Here is a 13,795-nt window from a genome sequence, read left to right on the forward strand (position 1 = left end):
CCTTCTAGTCGCACCTCAATTTCAAACGCAAGGTCGACATAATAGCGGCTACCACCACTCAAAGCATTGCAATCGGTCAACAGCCTTAGAAGAATCCAAATCGCATGGCCATTTCTGGCGTCAGCGGAAACATTACGGCCATTAACAAGTGCGCGACGCATGCAACTCGCGCTGCGCAAGTAAAAAATCGCCTCACCCCTTGCGCAAAGTCTGCGAAGGCAACTCCCCAAACAACCCGCGATATTCACGCGCAAAATAACTCGGGTGCGTAAATCCCCATTGCGCGGCTGCGTCGCCCACCATTAATTCATCCTGCGCCGTCGAGCGCAATAAACGGCGCACGCCATTCAAACGCACCGAACGCAGATATTCAATAGGCGACACATTGGCGACCCGCTGGAAACTCGTCTGTAACGTGCGGCGGCTGCAGCGCAACGCCACACACAGATCGAGCACCGTCTGCGGTTCATCCGCGCGCTGTTGCAGAATGCGCTCGCTACGCGACACGATTTCGGCATAAGTCGCATGCGTCACGTCGCGCTTTTGCGCGTACTCGGGATTGAACAACTCCAGCAGCATGCTGAGAATTTCGTCGCGAAAGCGCTTGCTCGCCACGGGATTGTCAAAAGCCTCCGGCTGTTGCCGGAACGCGTCGAGAAAGCGCGACAGCTCCGCCCCCACACGCTCGCCCTCTTGCGCGACAACCGGCAGCAAATTGCGAGCGAGCAGCGCGGCAGCCCGCTCGCCCAGCACGCACGCCGCCAGCGCGCGCATTTCGTCGGCGGGAATGCTTGCGCCCAGGTAATACATCGTTTCAGGCGTATAAAAGCGAAAATCTTCGCCAGGGCCGAGCAGCCAGAGCGCGTAGCCATCCAGCCGGCAGCCCTGAAACGTGCCCGACACCGGCCGCTGCAACGGCAACGCAATCGACGCAAAACCGCGTGGCGCAATACCGGATTGCGCCACGCTGCGATTGGTCGATTCGCGAAAGAACAGGAAGTCGGACGCCTGCGCCTGCATGACGACGCTTTCGAAGCGGCCCGGCGTGAGCTGGCTATACACCTGCTCCCAGCCGTTCACCGCCAGCGAATGATCGTGCACATCGGACAGCGCCCGAACCCTGAACTCCATCCCACTCTCCCGCGCCTGCTTCAGGCAAAAGCGAGGTAATGCTTCACGAAACCATCGGACAGCACTTCCCAGACCGTCGACGTGCCCTTGGTCACGAACCACGAATCGCCGGCCTTGAACGTGCGCGTTTCGCCCGTCGATTCGTCGGTCAGGCGCACTTCGCCCTGCACGACGGTCGCCTGCTCGGAGAACGGATAGACGAGGCGGAACTTTCCCTGGTTCGTGCCGAAATAAGCCGCCGACACTGCGTCGGTCGGCGCGCCATGCGTCATCTTCCCAAAGGCGCCGATGTCGCCGCCTTCAATGATCTGCGCGCCGAGGTCGCTCAATTTGCCCCATGCGTCGAGTTCGGAAATCTGGATGCCATGCTGGATTGCGGTAAGACTCACGATTGAATACTCCGTGTCGGTAAATAAATAAAGCGGCGATCAACGACGGCCGTGCCAGTAGCCCGACGTCTGATGCATGACCTTGCCGAGCGTGACGAGCAACGCACGGTATTGATCCTTGCCGCGAATGCTGGCGCGCGGAATCGAACTCACGAGGCGATAACGGTCTGATCCACCCAGAATGCCTTCGGACAGGATCTTGCAGATGATCTGGCTGGGCGTGACGCCGAAGCCCGAATAGCCCTGCACGAAATAGGCATTCGGCCGGTCAGGCAGCGTGCCGATCTGCGGAAACAGATTGAGCGTCGAGGCCATCGGGCCACCCCATGCGAGGTCGATCTTGACGTCCTGCAAATAGGGAAAGACTTCAAGCATCAGCTTGCGATTCCACGCCTTCAGGTCGCTCGGAATATGCTCGACCAGTGACGTCGATGAACCAAACAGCAAGCGGTTTTCGTTCGTCACGCGGTAATAGTTGATGACCGGGCGAATGTCGCTGTACGCGCCGTGGATCGGGCTGATGCGCTTGATCAGCTCGTCGCTCAGCGGCTCCGTCATCGAGTTATACGCGTAGACGTTGATGGTGCTCTTGTGCAGTTCCGGCTCGATGCCGTTATTGAAGCCATCGCACGCCCAGACGATTTTCTTCGCGCGCACGCTGCCCTTGGCCGTGCGCACATGCACCGTGTCGCCGTAGCTGATTTGCAGCGCCGGGCTATATTCGAAAATGCGTACGCCGTAGATTTCCGAAACCGCCTTGGCTTCGCCGAGCAGCAGGTTCAGCGAATGCACGTGGCCACCGCCCATATGCAACAGACCGGCATGGTACACATCGGAACCGATGAGCTGCTTGACGTCCGCGCCTTCCACATAGCGAATCTCGTGCGGACTCCCAAGCGACTTGAAATCTTTTTCCCAGCTACGCAGCGTCTTTGCCTGGCGCGCGTTATAGGCCAGATAGCCGTAGCCGCTGCAAAAATCGGCGTCGATGTTGTAGCGCTCGATGCGCTCGCGCATGATCTGCGGGCCAAGGTCGCTGAGCGCGAAAATCGTGCGCAGGCCGTCCTCGCCCACGTCGGCCTTGATCGCGTCGAGATCGTGGCCAATGCCGGCCATCACCTGGCCGCCGTTGCGCCCCGTGCCGCCAAAGCCAAGATATCGCGCCTCCAGCACCACCGTATCCGTCACGCCTTGCTCGGCGAGTTCCAGCGCGGTGTGAATGCCCGAAAAGCCGCCGCCGATAATCACGACCTCGGCCTGAATATCGTTTTCCAGCGACGGAAAGCTCAATTCGTATTTCTTCGTGGCCGTGTAGTACGTCGCAGTTTCATCTGTGTGCATCGTAAATCCTGCTGCTGGCAGCCTTCAGGCCACCGCGAAATAATGTTTGACGAAGCGCTCGGTATGAATTTCCCACGTGACCGGCGTGCCCTTCTGTACGAACCAGCTGTCGCCTGCGCGATAACGCACCGCTTCGCCGGTCAGGCCGTTGCGCAGCGTGACTTCGCCGGTGACGACCGTGGCCTGCTCGGTGAACGGATAGACCATGTCGAAGCGGCCGTGCGTGCAACCGAACCAGCCCGCGCTCACCGGCGAGTCCGGCGAGCCATGCGTCAGCAGGCCGGATACTTTCGCCTCGCCCTCAAGGATCGTCGCGCCGAGATCCGCGACCGTGCCCAGCTCCTCCATCTCCGGCACGATTTCGCCGGGTTTAATGCTGTACATCGATGCTCTCCGCTCAGGTTTGAAATGACTTTAAGTGCCCAAAAACGGGGAGCGTCAGCACAGATTGGCAAGTGGTCGTGGCCCAGGGAAAACCTCCACCTGCGTCGTGGACTAGTGGGCTGCCGGATCGGCCAGCACCTGGCGCGCGACTTTCACGCGCTCGGAGATGCGCTTTGCGAGCTTGTCGGTATCGTCGGCGAGGCGCTTCATTTCCGAAGCCACCACGGTGAAACCGCGCCCCGCATCGCCCGCGCGTGCCGCTTCGACGCGCGCGTTGAACGAAAGAATCGAGAGCGTGCGGATCGTCCTGAGGATTTCGTCGACGTCGGCGAGAATCGGATTCGTGGCGGCCGTCATCGCCGCGAGACGATGTTGCGCCGCCAGTTGCGCGGCGCGTTCGCCCTGCACTTCGATCACGAGTCCTTCCAGAAAGCGCAGCTCGCCCGTCTCCGAGTACACGCCGCCGCCGACTTCGCGAACCCAGACAGGCTCGCCGCGCGCAGGCCGGATGCGGTAATCGATCGTCCACGACTCGCGTTTCGCGAGCGCCTTGCGCACCACGTCGAGCACATAGACCTCGTCTTCCGGCTCGGTCAGCGAAGGCAAGGTACGCACGGCGTTGTGAATGAAATCGGCGGCGGGATAACCGGTGAGCGCGGCAATGGAAGGCGTCGCATAGACGACTGTGTAAGTCGCGTCATTGAGTTGACGGTACAGAAACCCGTTCATCCTGCCCGTGATGCTGTGCATGATGCCGAGTTCCTGACCCTGCGCTTCGTCTGCCCCAACGCCCGCCCGATGAATCGAGGTCATTGCGTGCATGTTTTCGGGCCGGCGGCTTTAGAAGTTCACCCGGATGCCGGCCATGATCGCCAGTTGCCGATCGGAATTGCTGTTGACGAGGTTCGGGATCTGCGCATAGTTCACGCTTGCGCCCGTCTGCGCGTCTATGCCCAGGCCCGCGCCCGAGGACTTCTGCGCAATTGCCACCGCGTAAAGCGCCGTCTGCTTCGAGAGCGAGTAATTGGTGCCCAGGTTGACCTGATGAAAGCGCGTCGAGCTGCCGCCGCTCACTTTCGCATCGTTGAAGATATACGCCGCGCCAACCGTCCATGCAGGCGTCACCGTATAGACGGCATTCAGTTCAGCAATATCGAATGAGACATCGGCGCCGGCTGGACGCGCACCGCTCGCGAAATACTGGCTGTTTTCAAGGCGCGTATGCGTATAGACGACGGCCACGGTGGCCTTGTCGATGACGACGGAGCCGCCCGCGCCCCAGGCCTTCATCGACGACGCGTTCTGCAACTGGCAATACGAGGCGTCCGTATTGGAACAGGCCAGGTCGCCGATATAGCCGCTCGAACCGCCCAGCGCCGCGTCGAGCGGCTGGTTCAGCGACAGATAGCCCGCGCTCAGCGAGAACGGCCCTTGATTGAAGGCGGCGGCCAGCGCATAACCGCGTTTTGCCGAGAAATTGCCCGCCTGCCCGCCAAAACTGAACGTTCCGCCAAAAGTAAAGCCGCCAAAATTCGCGCTGGTGAACTTGAGCGCGTTATTGAAGTTGAAGGCTTCGTTCAGGTTGTCGATATCGCCGAAATGCGAGCCGTACAGCGTCGCCCAATTGTTGCTCGACGCATAGACGCCCAGAAAATCCGAATACGAATCGTATTGCCGACCGGCGGAGAGCGTGCCGTAACGCGCATCGCCCAGCCCCACCCACGCCTGGCGATTGAACAGCGAGCCGCTTTGCAGCATGGCGCCCGTGCCGGTCAGGAACTGGTTTTCGAGGTCGAAGCTCGCCTTGAGGCCGCCGCCCAGGTCTTCGCTGCCCATCAAGCCCCAGCGCGACGGCACCAGGTTGCCGCCGCTCATCTGCACGGCATGGCCGCCGTGAACGGAGCCATCGGCGTTTGTCGTCTGCTGGTTGGTCGAGTAAATCAGGCCCGCATCCACGGTGCCGTAGAGCGTGACGCTGCTCTGCGCCCACGCCCCACCCGAAATACCCATGAAAAGGACTGCTAATGCCTGACCGGTCAATTTATTGTTCATCGTTTTTTTGAATCGTATTTAGCGTGAGTGGAAGTCCGCGGCGTGCCGGTTGCACATTGGTGCATCTAGATGCACACCGATGCACACGCACGAGACCCGGCTGATCGAGGCGTACCCCAGGGCAAATAAGCGGCGTCGCGCTTCGAGGGCAATGTAGAAGGCCAAAAATGCGCAACGGCAGCACAAATCGGCAACGCGCGAGGTAGAACGCAGCAAACCAGGGTTTGTTTGGAGGAAAGCGCAAGCAAGCTTCAAGCGCTCACGTTTGCACGGCGCGCCCGGTAAAATCACCCTCGCTCCCGCCCCAGAGGATTCAAGCCGATGAAACTCCACCAGTTGCGCGTGCTGCTCGCGCTCGCGCAGCACGGCAGCATGCATGAGGCGTCGCGCAGCCTGCACGTCTCGCAGCCTGCGCTGTCCAAAGCCGTCGCCGAACTGGAACGCGAACTGGGCGTCACGCTGATCTCGCGTTCCGTGCGCGGCGTGAGCCTGACGAACTACGGCCGCGCGCTGGTCAAGCGCGCGAGCGTCGTCGAGCATGAACTGCGTCACGCGCTGGAAGATATCGAGTCGATGCGCGGCCACGCCGAAGCGCAATTGAATATCGGCTTTTCCGCCGTCGCGTCGAGCGGCCCGCTGCCCGAAGCCATCGCCGCGTTTCGCACGCGTTTTCCCGCCGTGACGATTCGCGCCTATGAGTTGCGTCCGCAACAAATTCTCGAAGGGCTGCGCGAAGGCCATCTCGACCTCGCGCTCATTTCCACCAATAGCGGCCCCGGCACCGGCGCGTTCCAGTGGGAGCCGCTTTTTTCCGTGGGCATGATCGTGGCGGCGCGTCCTGGCCACCCTTTAGGCCGCACCACGCGCATCCGCTCGCTGGCCGACGCGCAATGGCTCACGCTCGATCCGCTGGACGATCCGGGCAGCCCGCTGGCAAGCCTCATGCGCCTGCATCGCCTGGACATGCCGCGCGATGTGGTGCAAAGCAGCTCGAATCTGCTGGGCCTGCAACTGGCCACGCGCACGGATCTCATCAGCGTCTGGTCGGATTTCGTGTTTTATGGCGGCGTGGGCCCGCTCGCGCTCAATCCCGATGCGCTCAAGCCGCTGCCGATTCGCGACGAATTGCCGGATTACGACGTCTATATGGTCTATCGCTCGACCGATCTCATGACGCAAACCTGCCTTGAATTCAGTAAGGAAATCCGCCATCGCGGGCGGCAGATGGTGTCGCCGCGCGTGGCGGCGCAAGCCGCGCCCACTGGGGCTTCGCGTGGCAAAAAGGCGTCTGGAGCAGGAACCGATGCACCAGAATGAGGCCTCCATTACTTACGCCGTTTAACATCTGAGTAATAAATTCGTAATTGGGGAGTAATTCGTCGTAACCATAATCCGCCGCCGTGAATTCAGTTTACTTAACGCTCGTTCGCGAGCTCTCACGACGACGGAGCCCCTTGCATGTCTGCCTCACGTGCTACACGCACTCGTTTTCCGCTGCGCCTCGCGGTGCTGTCCAGCGTTGCCGCGCTGGCTGCCTGCGGTGGCGGCAACAACAATAATTCGACCACTGCCGCAACGCCGGCCCCGCCCGCCGATCCTGGCTTCGTCGATAACGCGCCGATTCCCGACGTCCCCGCTTTCGTCGACAACATCGCGACCAACCAGCGCGGCGATGCGCGCTACGCGACGCTCGCGACCAACGCGGGCGTGCGCATTGGCGCGCGTTTTCTCGATCTCTGGCAACCGCTGACGCTGCTCGTCGATGCAGGCGTGTCCGCCCCCGCGAACGGCTCGTTCCCGGCCGTCACGCAATCGACGTGGACTGGCGTGCCCAACGACGGCACGCCCGGCGGCGCGATCCTCAACAGCACGGTGCTCGGCGCGAACGTGCAGTACGTGGTCAACGCCACGACCAGCCGCACCCAGGCGCAGGCCGACGCGGCCTATTACGACGACCGTCGCGGCAAGGGCTACAGCGTGACGGACGGCATGGGCCCGCTCACGAGCGTGTGGCGCTCGGCGGCCCAGCAGACCACCAGCATCACGTCGATTCCCAGCGACGCCACCACGACGCTCTACAACGACTCGGGCAACAACGTCGGCGTGGGCAGCACGACCAACACGAGCTTCGGCCAGGTCGTCGACCTCCTGAACACGATGGGCAACAACGCGTCGACGGAACCGGCCAAGCGCTTCTACAAGTACGCGCGCCCGTTCCGCTGGAGCACGAGCGTCGTGGTCGATCCCACGCTGGTGCCCGCGATCAGCACGGCGCCCGCCACCGATGGCGGCTTCATCAGCGGCCACGAAGCCGAAGCGATGCGCGACGCCATGACGATGGCCTATCTCGTGCCCGAGCGCTTCCAGGAAATGGCGAGCCGGGGTCTCGAACTCGGCGAAAACCGCATTCTCGCGGGCATGCACTCGCCGCTCGACGTGATCGGCGGCCGCATGTTCGCGCTCGCGGCCACCGCCGCCAATCTCTACGATCCGGCTAACGCCACGCTCAAGAGCGCGGCCTATACGCAGGCGCACAACACGCTCATGCAGCTCACCAGCACGAGCGCGACGACCTTCGCGGCCTACGCGCATTCGGGTACGAGCACGACCGACCGCTTCGCCAATTACGCGACCAACAAGAGCGAATTCGCGCGCCGCATGACGTTCGGCTTCTCGCAGATCGAATCGACGGACGCGCCGCCCGTGGTGCCCAAGGGCGCCGAAGTGCTGCTCGAAACACGCTTCCCGTACCTGAGCGCCGATCAGCGCCGCGTCGTGCTGAAGACGACGGAAATCGCCTCGGGCTACCCCGTCATGGACGACGCCGAAGGCTGGGGCCGCCTGAACATGTTCGCCGCAGGCGACGGTTATGGCGTGTTCAACGGCAACGTGAGCGTATCGATGGACGCGACCAAGGGCGGCTTCAATGCCGCCGATACGTGGCGCAACGATATCTCCGGCACGGGCAAGCTCTCGCTGCAAGGCAGCGGCACGCTCAAGCTCGCGGGCAACAACACCTTCAGCGGCGGCTCGCAGGTAAGCGGCGGCGTGCTCGAAGCGGATTCGGCCAATGCGTTCGGCAGCGGCGATGTGTACGTGGGCGGCAACGGCGGCGTCGCGGTAGCTGCGAGCGGCACGCCGGTGACGGTCAACGGCAAGTTCACGCAGCTCGCCAACACCACGCTCGAACTGTCGCTTGACGGCAATGGCGGCGGACGCCTGCGCGTGGGCGGCCAGTTCACCATCGCGGGCGGCACGCTGCACGTGAAGTTCGTGAACGGCTACACGCCGAAAGCCGGCGATACGCTCGACCTCATCGACGGCAGCGGCGGCGCGAAGCAGTTCACGACGATCAACGTCGATGGCTTCAAGGCCACGCCGGTTTATACGAACACGGGCGTGTCGGTGAAACTCTCGGCGTCGTAATTCGCTTCGTTCTCGACGAAGTAAAAAAGCCCCGGCGCGTCGACACGCCGGGGCTGAGTGCTTGCCACGCCAAAGGCAAAAAACAGGCAAAAGAAAGAGCTGCAAGCTCTGCGGGTTTTAAGGGGTGATGACCCAGGCACTCGCGCAGTAATCCTGATGCCCGATGTCGACAGATTGGATGTAAGCAGCGTCGGGCACTGAAGCCATTATTCAATTTCGCCGATGCAGCGTATAGAAGCAGTTATGCACCGCATCGTCGCAGCAGTGCGCAAAATGTCGCAGGTTTAAGGGATCAACGCAGAGATCGACACAGGAATCCAGACATCGTCCGGACATGAGGATTCCGTAGCAGATTTACACGCGCCATCGTAGGATGCAGGCTTTATCGTTTCACCGCCGTGCGCTTCGCGCACGACCGGCACGCCTGTACCAACGATGCATCGCTACGAAACCCTCGCGCACACCATGGCCGAAGAGATCCGCTCCGGCAGCATTCCCGTGGGCGCACGCATGCCCTCTTTGCGTCACGTGATCGCGCAACACGGCGTGAGCCAGGCCACGGCCACGCGCGCTTATTATCTGCTCGAAGAATGGGGGCTTGTGCGTGCGCAGGAGCGCTCCGGTTATTACGTTGCGCCGGGCGCGGGGGTAACAGCGGTCGAACGCACGCCGCTCTCAAACGCAATCGCAAACGCAACCACAACCGCGGGCAAGGTCGACATCAGCGATCTGGTGTTTTCGGTGCTCGATGCCGCGCGCGAACCCGATATCGTGCCGCTCGGCTCCGCGTTTCCCTCGCCGCAACTCTTTCCGCTCGAACGCCTCGCAAAATCGCTTGCGACCGCTTCGCGCCATCTCAATCCGTGGAGCACGGTCGTCGACCTGCCGCCCGGCAACGAAGCGCTGCGCCAGCAGATCGCGCTGCGTTACATGGGGATGGGCATTGCCCAGCCAATGGACGAGATCGTCGTGACCAACGGTGCGCTTGAAGCGCTCAATCTCTGCCTGATGGCGGTCACGCGTCCCGGCGATTGCGTGGCCGTGGAATCGCCCGGCTTTTACGCGGCTTTGCAGGCCATCGAGCGACTCGACCTGCGCGCAGTGCCGATTCGCGTCGATCCCGTCACGGGTCTCGATCTCGATGCGCTCGCGGCCGCGCTGGAGCAGCACCCGATTCGCGCGTGCTGGTTCATGACCAATTTCCAGAACCCGACCGGCGTGACGCTGAGCGTCGAGAAAAAGCGCGCGCTGGTCGCCTTGCTCGCGCGCCACGACGTGCCGCTCATCGAAGACGATGTCTACGGCGAGCTGCATTTCGAGTCCGACTATCCGCTGCCCGCGCTCGCCTTCGACACGCAGGGTCTCGTCATGCATTGCAGTTCGTTTTCGAAGACGCTGGCGCCGGGCTATCGCATTGGCTGGACGGCCGCGGGCCGTTTCGCGCAGAGGGTGCAGCGGCTCAAGCTGATGTCCACGCTGTCCGCGAGCATCCCCGTGCAAGCAGGCATGGCCGATTACCTGCAACACGGCAGCTACGACCGGCATCTGCGCAAGGTGCGCGCGGCGCTAAGAGCGCAACTGGAAGAGATGGAACGCGCGATCCGGCGCTGGCTGCCGCGCGGCGTGCGCTATGCGCGTCCCGGCGGCGGCTATTTCGTGTGGCTGGAATTGCCCGAGGCCATCGACGCGATGGCACTGCATCGGCTGGCGATTGCAAGCGGCGTGAGTCTCGCGCCGGGGCCGATCTTTTCGCCGGAACACGGCTTTCGCAACTGCATCCGCTTGAACTTCGGCCATCCGTGGAGCGAGCGTATCGAGGCCGCGATGCGTCAGCTTGGCAAGCTGCTCGCCGATCCCGCGGTGCGCGTCAGCGGCGGCTAGTGCCGGATCGGCAGTCGATGTCGTAAGATAGGTTTTTTGATGCTTTCTGGATGGATCGACAGGTATGCCACTTTCGGGACGGGGTGCGAGCGCTGCGCGGCAGTTTGAAGAAGACGCAATGGACTGGCAGGCAGTCTGCGCGAGCGACGAGGTGGCCGATTGCACGGCGCGCGCCGTCACGCTCGGCGCGGCGCGGCTGGTGGTCTGGCGCGACGGCGAAGGCGGCGTGCACGTCTGGGACGACCGCTGCCCGCACCGGGGCGATCCGTTATCGGGCGGCAGCGTAAGCGGCGGGCTGCTCACCTGCCCCTCGCACGGCTGGCGCTTCGATGTGAACGGCCAGCAGGTCAGGATGTTGACGGTGGCGTCGCCGCGCTGCATGAGCGCGAACGACGCCACGGTGTATCCGGCCTGTGAACGCGACGGCCTGATCTGGGCCTGCGTTACGAATCCGGCCTAGGCTACGAGCGTTACAAGCCTTACGAGCCTTATGTGCCCGACGCGCGCTGCAACACGAGGCGCGCCTCTAGCCCGCCGCCCGGCCGGTTGTGCAGCGACAGCTGCGCGCCCATCGCCACCGCCAGCTGGCGCGCGATGGCCAGCCCCAGACCGGTGCCGCCGGTGCCGCGATTGCGCGACGTTTCGAGCCGGTAGAACGGCTCGAACACCTTCTCAAGTGCTTCTTCCGGAATGCCCGGCCCACGATCCATCACGGAAATCGTGACCTTGCCGTCGCCCGGCCCTTCGACCAATGCGATCTCGGCGGCGCCCGCGAACTTCAGCGCATTGTCGACAAAGTTGCCGACGACGCGCTTGAGCGCCTGGGCGCGCGTCACCACCGCCAGCGGCGCGCGCGTGTCGTAACGCACATCGCTGCTCGCATCGATGTAATCGCACACGATGCTGTCGAGCATCGAATCCAGGTCCAGGCGCACCGGCTTTTCAGCCGCGCCATGCAACGTGCGCGCATAGGCGACGCCTTCCTTCACAAGCTGCTCCATCTCCTGCAAGTCCTGCCGCAGGCGCGCGCCCTGGGTGTCGTCGTCCATCACGTCGACACGCAGGCGCATGCGCGTGATCGGCGTCTGCAGGTCGTGCGAAATGGCCGCGAGAATCTGCATGCGCTCGGCCATGTAACCGGCGATGCGCGCCTGCATCGCATTGAACGCGCGGGCGGCGCGCGCCACTTCGGAGGGCCCGTTTTCGTCGAGATGCTCAGCCTTCAGATCGGGGCCGAGCGTATCGGCGGCCTTGGCGAGCGCGTTCAGCGGCCGCGTCGCCACGCGCACCGCCAGCCAGCAGCACACCGCCAGCACGACCAGTTGCAGCATCAGCACGAGCGGCAGCCAGCGCGAGAGCGGCAGCGAATGCTGCGGACGCACGTCGATCGTGAGCGGCGTGCCGTCGCTCAGGTGCAGGTGCACCTGGAAGTGCTCGCTATTGCCGGGGATCGCGTTGGCCGTCATCGCGTAGTGCTTGCCGATGCCCTTCGAAATCGCGGACTCGTAACGCATCGACAATTGCGCATCGGGCGCGACGCCCTTCACGCCCTCGCCCAGCACAAACATATAGCTGCGGCGCGCGAGTTTGGGCAGCCACGCGGCGCGCTCGGCGGGCGGCAGGTTGTCGAGCAGCGCCACGGAACTGGCGACCTCGCGCTCGACGTAATCCATCATCATGTTGGCCGTGGTTTCGTCGCGCTCGGTGAGCGTGAGCCAGACCGAAAACGTCTGCGTGAGCGCAAGCCCGATGCACAGGATCAGCGCGAGCCGCGCGAACAGCGTGCGCGGCCAGTGCAGCAGGTGGCGCGCCGCGCCTTCGCTGAAACCGGCAGCCGCGGCAGTGGTGGCGGCAGGCGTGGCGGCGTTCATGGCGAACCCTCGATCGCGCTCACCGTCGACGAGAACACATAGCCCTCGTTGCGCAGCGTCTTGATGTAGCGCGGCTCGCGTGCGCCGTCGCGCAGACGCTGGCGCAGGCGGCTCACGAGCAGGTCGATCGAGCGGTCGAACGCATCGGCCTGGCGCCCCTGCGTGAGGTTGAGCAACTGGTCGCGCGTGAGCACGCGCTGCGGGTTATCGAGGAACACGCGCAGCAGCCGGTATTCCGCGCCGGACAGCGCCACGAGCGTGCCTTCCTCGTCGAGCAGGTGGCGCGCCGTGGTGTCGAGGCGCCATTCGCCGAAGCCGAGCATCGGCGCCGTTTCCGTGACCTGCATGCCGGGCGGCAGCATGCGCGTGCGGCGCAGCACCGAACGGATGCGCGCGAGCAGTTCGCGCACGGCGAATGGCTTCGACAGATAATCGTCGGCGCCCATTTCCAGGCCGACGATGCGATCGGTTTCCTCGCTGCGCGCCGTGAGCATCAGCACCGGCACGGCGCGAAAACGGCTCGCGCGCAGGTCGCGGCACAGCACGAGGCCGTCTTCGCCTGGCATCATCAGGTCGAGCACGATGAGGTCGGGGGCGCCGTTCTCCAGCGCCGCGCGCATTTCGCGGCCATTGGCGGCGAGCGACACGCGTATACCGTTCTTTTCGAGGTAATCCGCGATGAGTTCGCGAATGCCGCGATCGTCGTCGACGATCAGGATGTGGTCGATTTTTTCCATGCGCCGATCATACTCCGCGCTGCGCCGGGCGACGCGCACCATGGCGTCGGCGGTCGTTGGGGTTGGCGGCCGGATCGTCGTCCGGTTCCAGGTTTTCGCGGCGCGTGGCCGTGGTCAGCGTGCAGACGAGCGGGTGCACCGCTTCGTTGGCAAGGCCACCCGCCAGCAGCGCGAGCATCGCAAAGAGCCGCTTCATGCGTCCTCCACCACGGAAAGGCTCGCGCCGTCGTTCACGCCCGCTTCGAGCGCGTAGGCATCCACGCCGTCCAGGCAGCCGAGGTTCACGCGCCAGAGGTTGGGATCCTTGCGCGTCTGATGAAACGGATAGATGCCGCAGTGCCTGCAGAAATAATGCTTCGCGACGCGCGTGTTGAACTGATAGAGCGTGAGGTCGGCTTCGCCGCGCGTAATCGTGAGTTCGCCGGCCGCGAACGGCGGCGAAATCAGCGCGCCCTTGCGGCGGCACAGGCTGCAATTGCAGCGCGAAGCGGGCGCGAGCGCAGTGCGGACTTCGAAGCGCACGGCGCCGCAGTGGCAGGATCCGTGCAAGGCCTCGGCGTTCATGGACGTACTCCTCGATGCG

At 63.5% G+C, this 13,795-nt stretch carries 14 protein-coding genes; 4 read left to right on the plus strand and 10 right to left on the minus strand.

All coding sequences use genetic code 11. The features are described from left to right. Nucleotides 1-192 precede the first annotated feature (192 nt). The 6 genes from BBA01S_RS26730 to BBA01S_RS26755 all read right to left on the minus strand — a co-directional run bounded on the left by BBA01S_RS26730 (nt 193) and on the right by BBA01S_RS26755 (nt 5,297). Nucleotides 193-1,131 (minus strand): helix-turn-helix domain-containing protein, encoded by a 939-nt coding sequence (locus tag BBA01S_RS26730; RefSeq protein WP_027819125.1) that lies wholly within the window; start codon nt 1,129-1,131, stop codon nt 193-195. Between the two features lie 20 nt (nt 1,132-1,151). Then, nucleotides 1,152-1,520, minus strand: coding sequence for a cupin domain-containing protein (locus tag BBA01S_RS26735; RefSeq protein ID WP_027819126.1), 369 nt, complete (start codon nt 1,518-1,520; stop codon nt 1,152-1,154). A 39-nt stretch (nt 1,521-1,559) separates the two neighbouring features. Next, nucleotides 1,560-2,861, minus strand: a complete 1,302-nt coding sequence (locus BBA01S_RS26740; RefSeq protein ID WP_027819127.1) for an NAD(P)/FAD-dependent oxidoreductase — start codon at nt 2,859-2,861, stop codon at nt 1,560-1,562. Nucleotides 2,862-2,885: 24 nt separating this feature from the next. After that, a complete protein-coding gene (locus tag BBA01S_RS26745) occupies nt 2,886-3,245 on the minus strand; it encodes a cupin domain-containing protein (protein ID WP_027819128.1) in 360 nt (119 codons plus the stop codon). 111 nt (nt 3,246-3,356) lie between these two features. Then, a complete protein-coding gene (locus BBA01S_RS26750) occupies nt 3,357-4,067 on the minus strand; it encodes a methyl-accepting chemotaxis protein (RefSeq protein WP_084162568.1) in 711 nt (236 codons plus the stop codon). A gap of 18 nt (nt 4,068-4,085) precedes the next feature. After that, nucleotides 4,086-5,297: a porin gene (locus BBA01S_RS26755; protein ID WP_084162569.1), complete on the minus strand. Its 1,212-nt coding sequence runs from the start codon at nt 5,295-5,297 to the stop codon at nt 4,086-4,088. A gap of 321 nt (nt 5,298-5,618) precedes the next feature. On the opposite strand from BBA01S_RS26755, the gene BBA01S_RS42940 reads away from it, so the two are divergent. From BBA01S_RS42940 to BBA01S_RS26775, 4 genes are all read left to right on the plus strand, one after another. Beyond that, on the plus strand, nt 5,619-6,614 hold the full coding sequence (locus BBA01S_RS42940; protein WP_042297963.1) for a LysR family transcriptional regulator: 996 nt from the start codon (nt 5,619-5,621) through the stop codon (nt 6,612-6,614). A gap of 141 nt (nt 6,615-6,755) precedes the next feature. Further along, nucleotides 6,756-8,723, plus strand: a complete 1,968-nt coding sequence (locus BBA01S_RS26765) for an acid phosphatase (RefSeq protein ID WP_042297964.1) — start codon at nt 6,756-6,758, stop codon at nt 8,721-8,723. A gap of 435 nt (nt 8,724-9,158) precedes the next feature. Beyond that, entirely contained in the window at nt 9,159-10,604 is a 1,446-nt protein-coding gene (locus BBA01S_RS26770; RefSeq protein WP_027819132.1) for an aminotransferase-like domain-containing protein, read from the plus strand. A gap of 118 nt (nt 10,605-10,722) precedes the next feature. After that, nucleotides 10,723-11,064: a Rieske 2Fe-2S domain-containing protein gene (locus BBA01S_RS26775; RefSeq protein WP_027819133.1), complete on the plus strand. Its 342-nt coding sequence runs from the start codon at nt 10,723-10,725 to the stop codon at nt 11,062-11,064. Nucleotides 11,065-11,092: 28 nt separating this feature from the next. Here BBA01S_RS26775 and BBA01S_RS26780 read toward each other — a convergent pair whose 3' ends face one another. Genes BBA01S_RS26780 through BBA01S_RS26795 form a run of 4 tightly spaced genes read right to left on the minus strand, consistent with a single transcriptional unit; the run spans nt 11,093 to nt 13,776 of the window. Continuing rightward, nucleotides 11,093-12,475 (minus strand): ATP-binding protein, encoded by a 1,383-nt coding sequence (locus BBA01S_RS26780; RefSeq protein ID WP_042297965.1) that lies wholly within the window; start codon nt 12,473-12,475, stop codon nt 11,093-11,095. Beyond that, nucleotides 12,472-13,212, minus strand: a complete 741-nt coding sequence (locus tag BBA01S_RS26785) for a response regulator (RefSeq protein WP_027819135.1) — start codon at nt 13,210-13,212, stop codon at nt 12,472-12,474. Before BBA01S_RS26785 ends, BBA01S_RS26780 begins: the two co-directional genes overlap by 4 nt. Before the next feature lie 7 nt (nt 13,213-13,219). Continuing rightward, nucleotides 13,220-13,408 (minus strand): hypothetical protein, encoded by a 189-nt coding sequence (locus BBA01S_RS26790; protein ID WP_027819136.1) that lies wholly within the window; start codon nt 13,406-13,408, stop codon nt 13,220-13,222. Then, entirely contained in the window at nt 13,405-13,776 is a 372-nt protein-coding gene (locus tag BBA01S_RS26795) for a GFA family protein (RefSeq protein ID WP_027819137.1), read from the minus strand. Before BBA01S_RS26795 ends, BBA01S_RS26790 begins: the two co-directional genes overlap by 4 nt. Between the last annotated feature and the right edge of the window lie 19 nt (nt 13,777-13,795).

This window comes from Paraburkholderia bannensis NBRC 103871, from assembly GCF_000685015.1.
GTDB classification, from domain to species: domain Bacteria; phylum Pseudomonadota; class Gammaproteobacteria; order Burkholderiales; family Burkholderiaceae; genus Paraburkholderia; species Paraburkholderia bannensis.

Excerpts from the sequence above, each read along its gene's own strand:
- BBA01S_RS26730 (WP_027819125.1), bottom strand. The coding sequence starts at position 1,131 with ATGGAGTTCAGGGTTCGGGCGCTGTCCGATGTGCACGATCATTCGCTG.
- BBA01S_RS26740 (WP_027819127.1), bottom strand. The coding sequence starts at position 2,861 with ATGCACACAGATGAAACTGCGACGTACTACACGGCCACGAAGAAATAC.
- BBA01S_RS26745 (WP_027819128.1), bottom strand. The coding sequence starts at position 3,245 with ATGTACAGCATTAAACCCGGCGAAATCGTGCCGGAGATGGAGGAGCTG.
- BBA01S_RS26750 (WP_084162568.1), bottom strand. The coding sequence starts at position 4,067 with ATGCACGCAATGACCTCGATTCATCGGGCGGGCGTTGGGGCAGACGAA.
- BBA01S_RS26755 (WP_084162569.1), bottom strand. The coding sequence starts at position 5,297 with ATGAACAATAAATTGACCGGTCAGGCATTAGCAGTCCTTTTCATGGGT.
- BBA01S_RS42940 (WP_042297963.1), top strand. The coding sequence starts at position 5,619 with ATGAAACTCCACCAGTTGCGCGTGCTGCTCGCGCTCGCGCAGCACGGC.
- BBA01S_RS26765 (WP_042297964.1), top strand. The coding sequence starts at position 6,756 with ATGTCTGCCTCACGTGCTACACGCACTCGTTTTCCGCTGCGCCTCGCG.
- BBA01S_RS26770 (WP_027819132.1), top strand. The coding sequence starts at position 9,159 with ATGCATCGCTACGAAACCCTCGCGCACACCATGGCCGAAGAGATCCGC.
- BBA01S_RS26775 (WP_027819133.1), top strand. The coding sequence starts at position 10,723 with ATGGACTGGCAGGCAGTCTGCGCGAGCGACGAGGTGGCCGATTGCACG.
- BBA01S_RS26780 (WP_042297965.1), bottom strand. The coding sequence starts at position 12,475 with ATGAACGCCGCCACGCCTGCCGCCACCACTGCCGCGGCTGCCGGTTTC.
- BBA01S_RS26785 (WP_027819135.1), bottom strand. The coding sequence starts at position 13,212 with ATGGAAAAAATCGACCACATCCTGATCGTCGACGACGATCGCGGCATT.
- BBA01S_RS26790 (WP_027819136.1), bottom strand. The coding sequence starts at position 13,408 with ATGAAGCGGCTCTTTGCGATGCTCGCGCTGCTGGCGGGTGGCCTTGCC.
- BBA01S_RS26795 (WP_027819137.1), bottom strand. The coding sequence starts at position 13,776 with ATGAACGCCGAGGCCTTGCACGGATCCTGCCACTGCGGCGCCGTGCGC.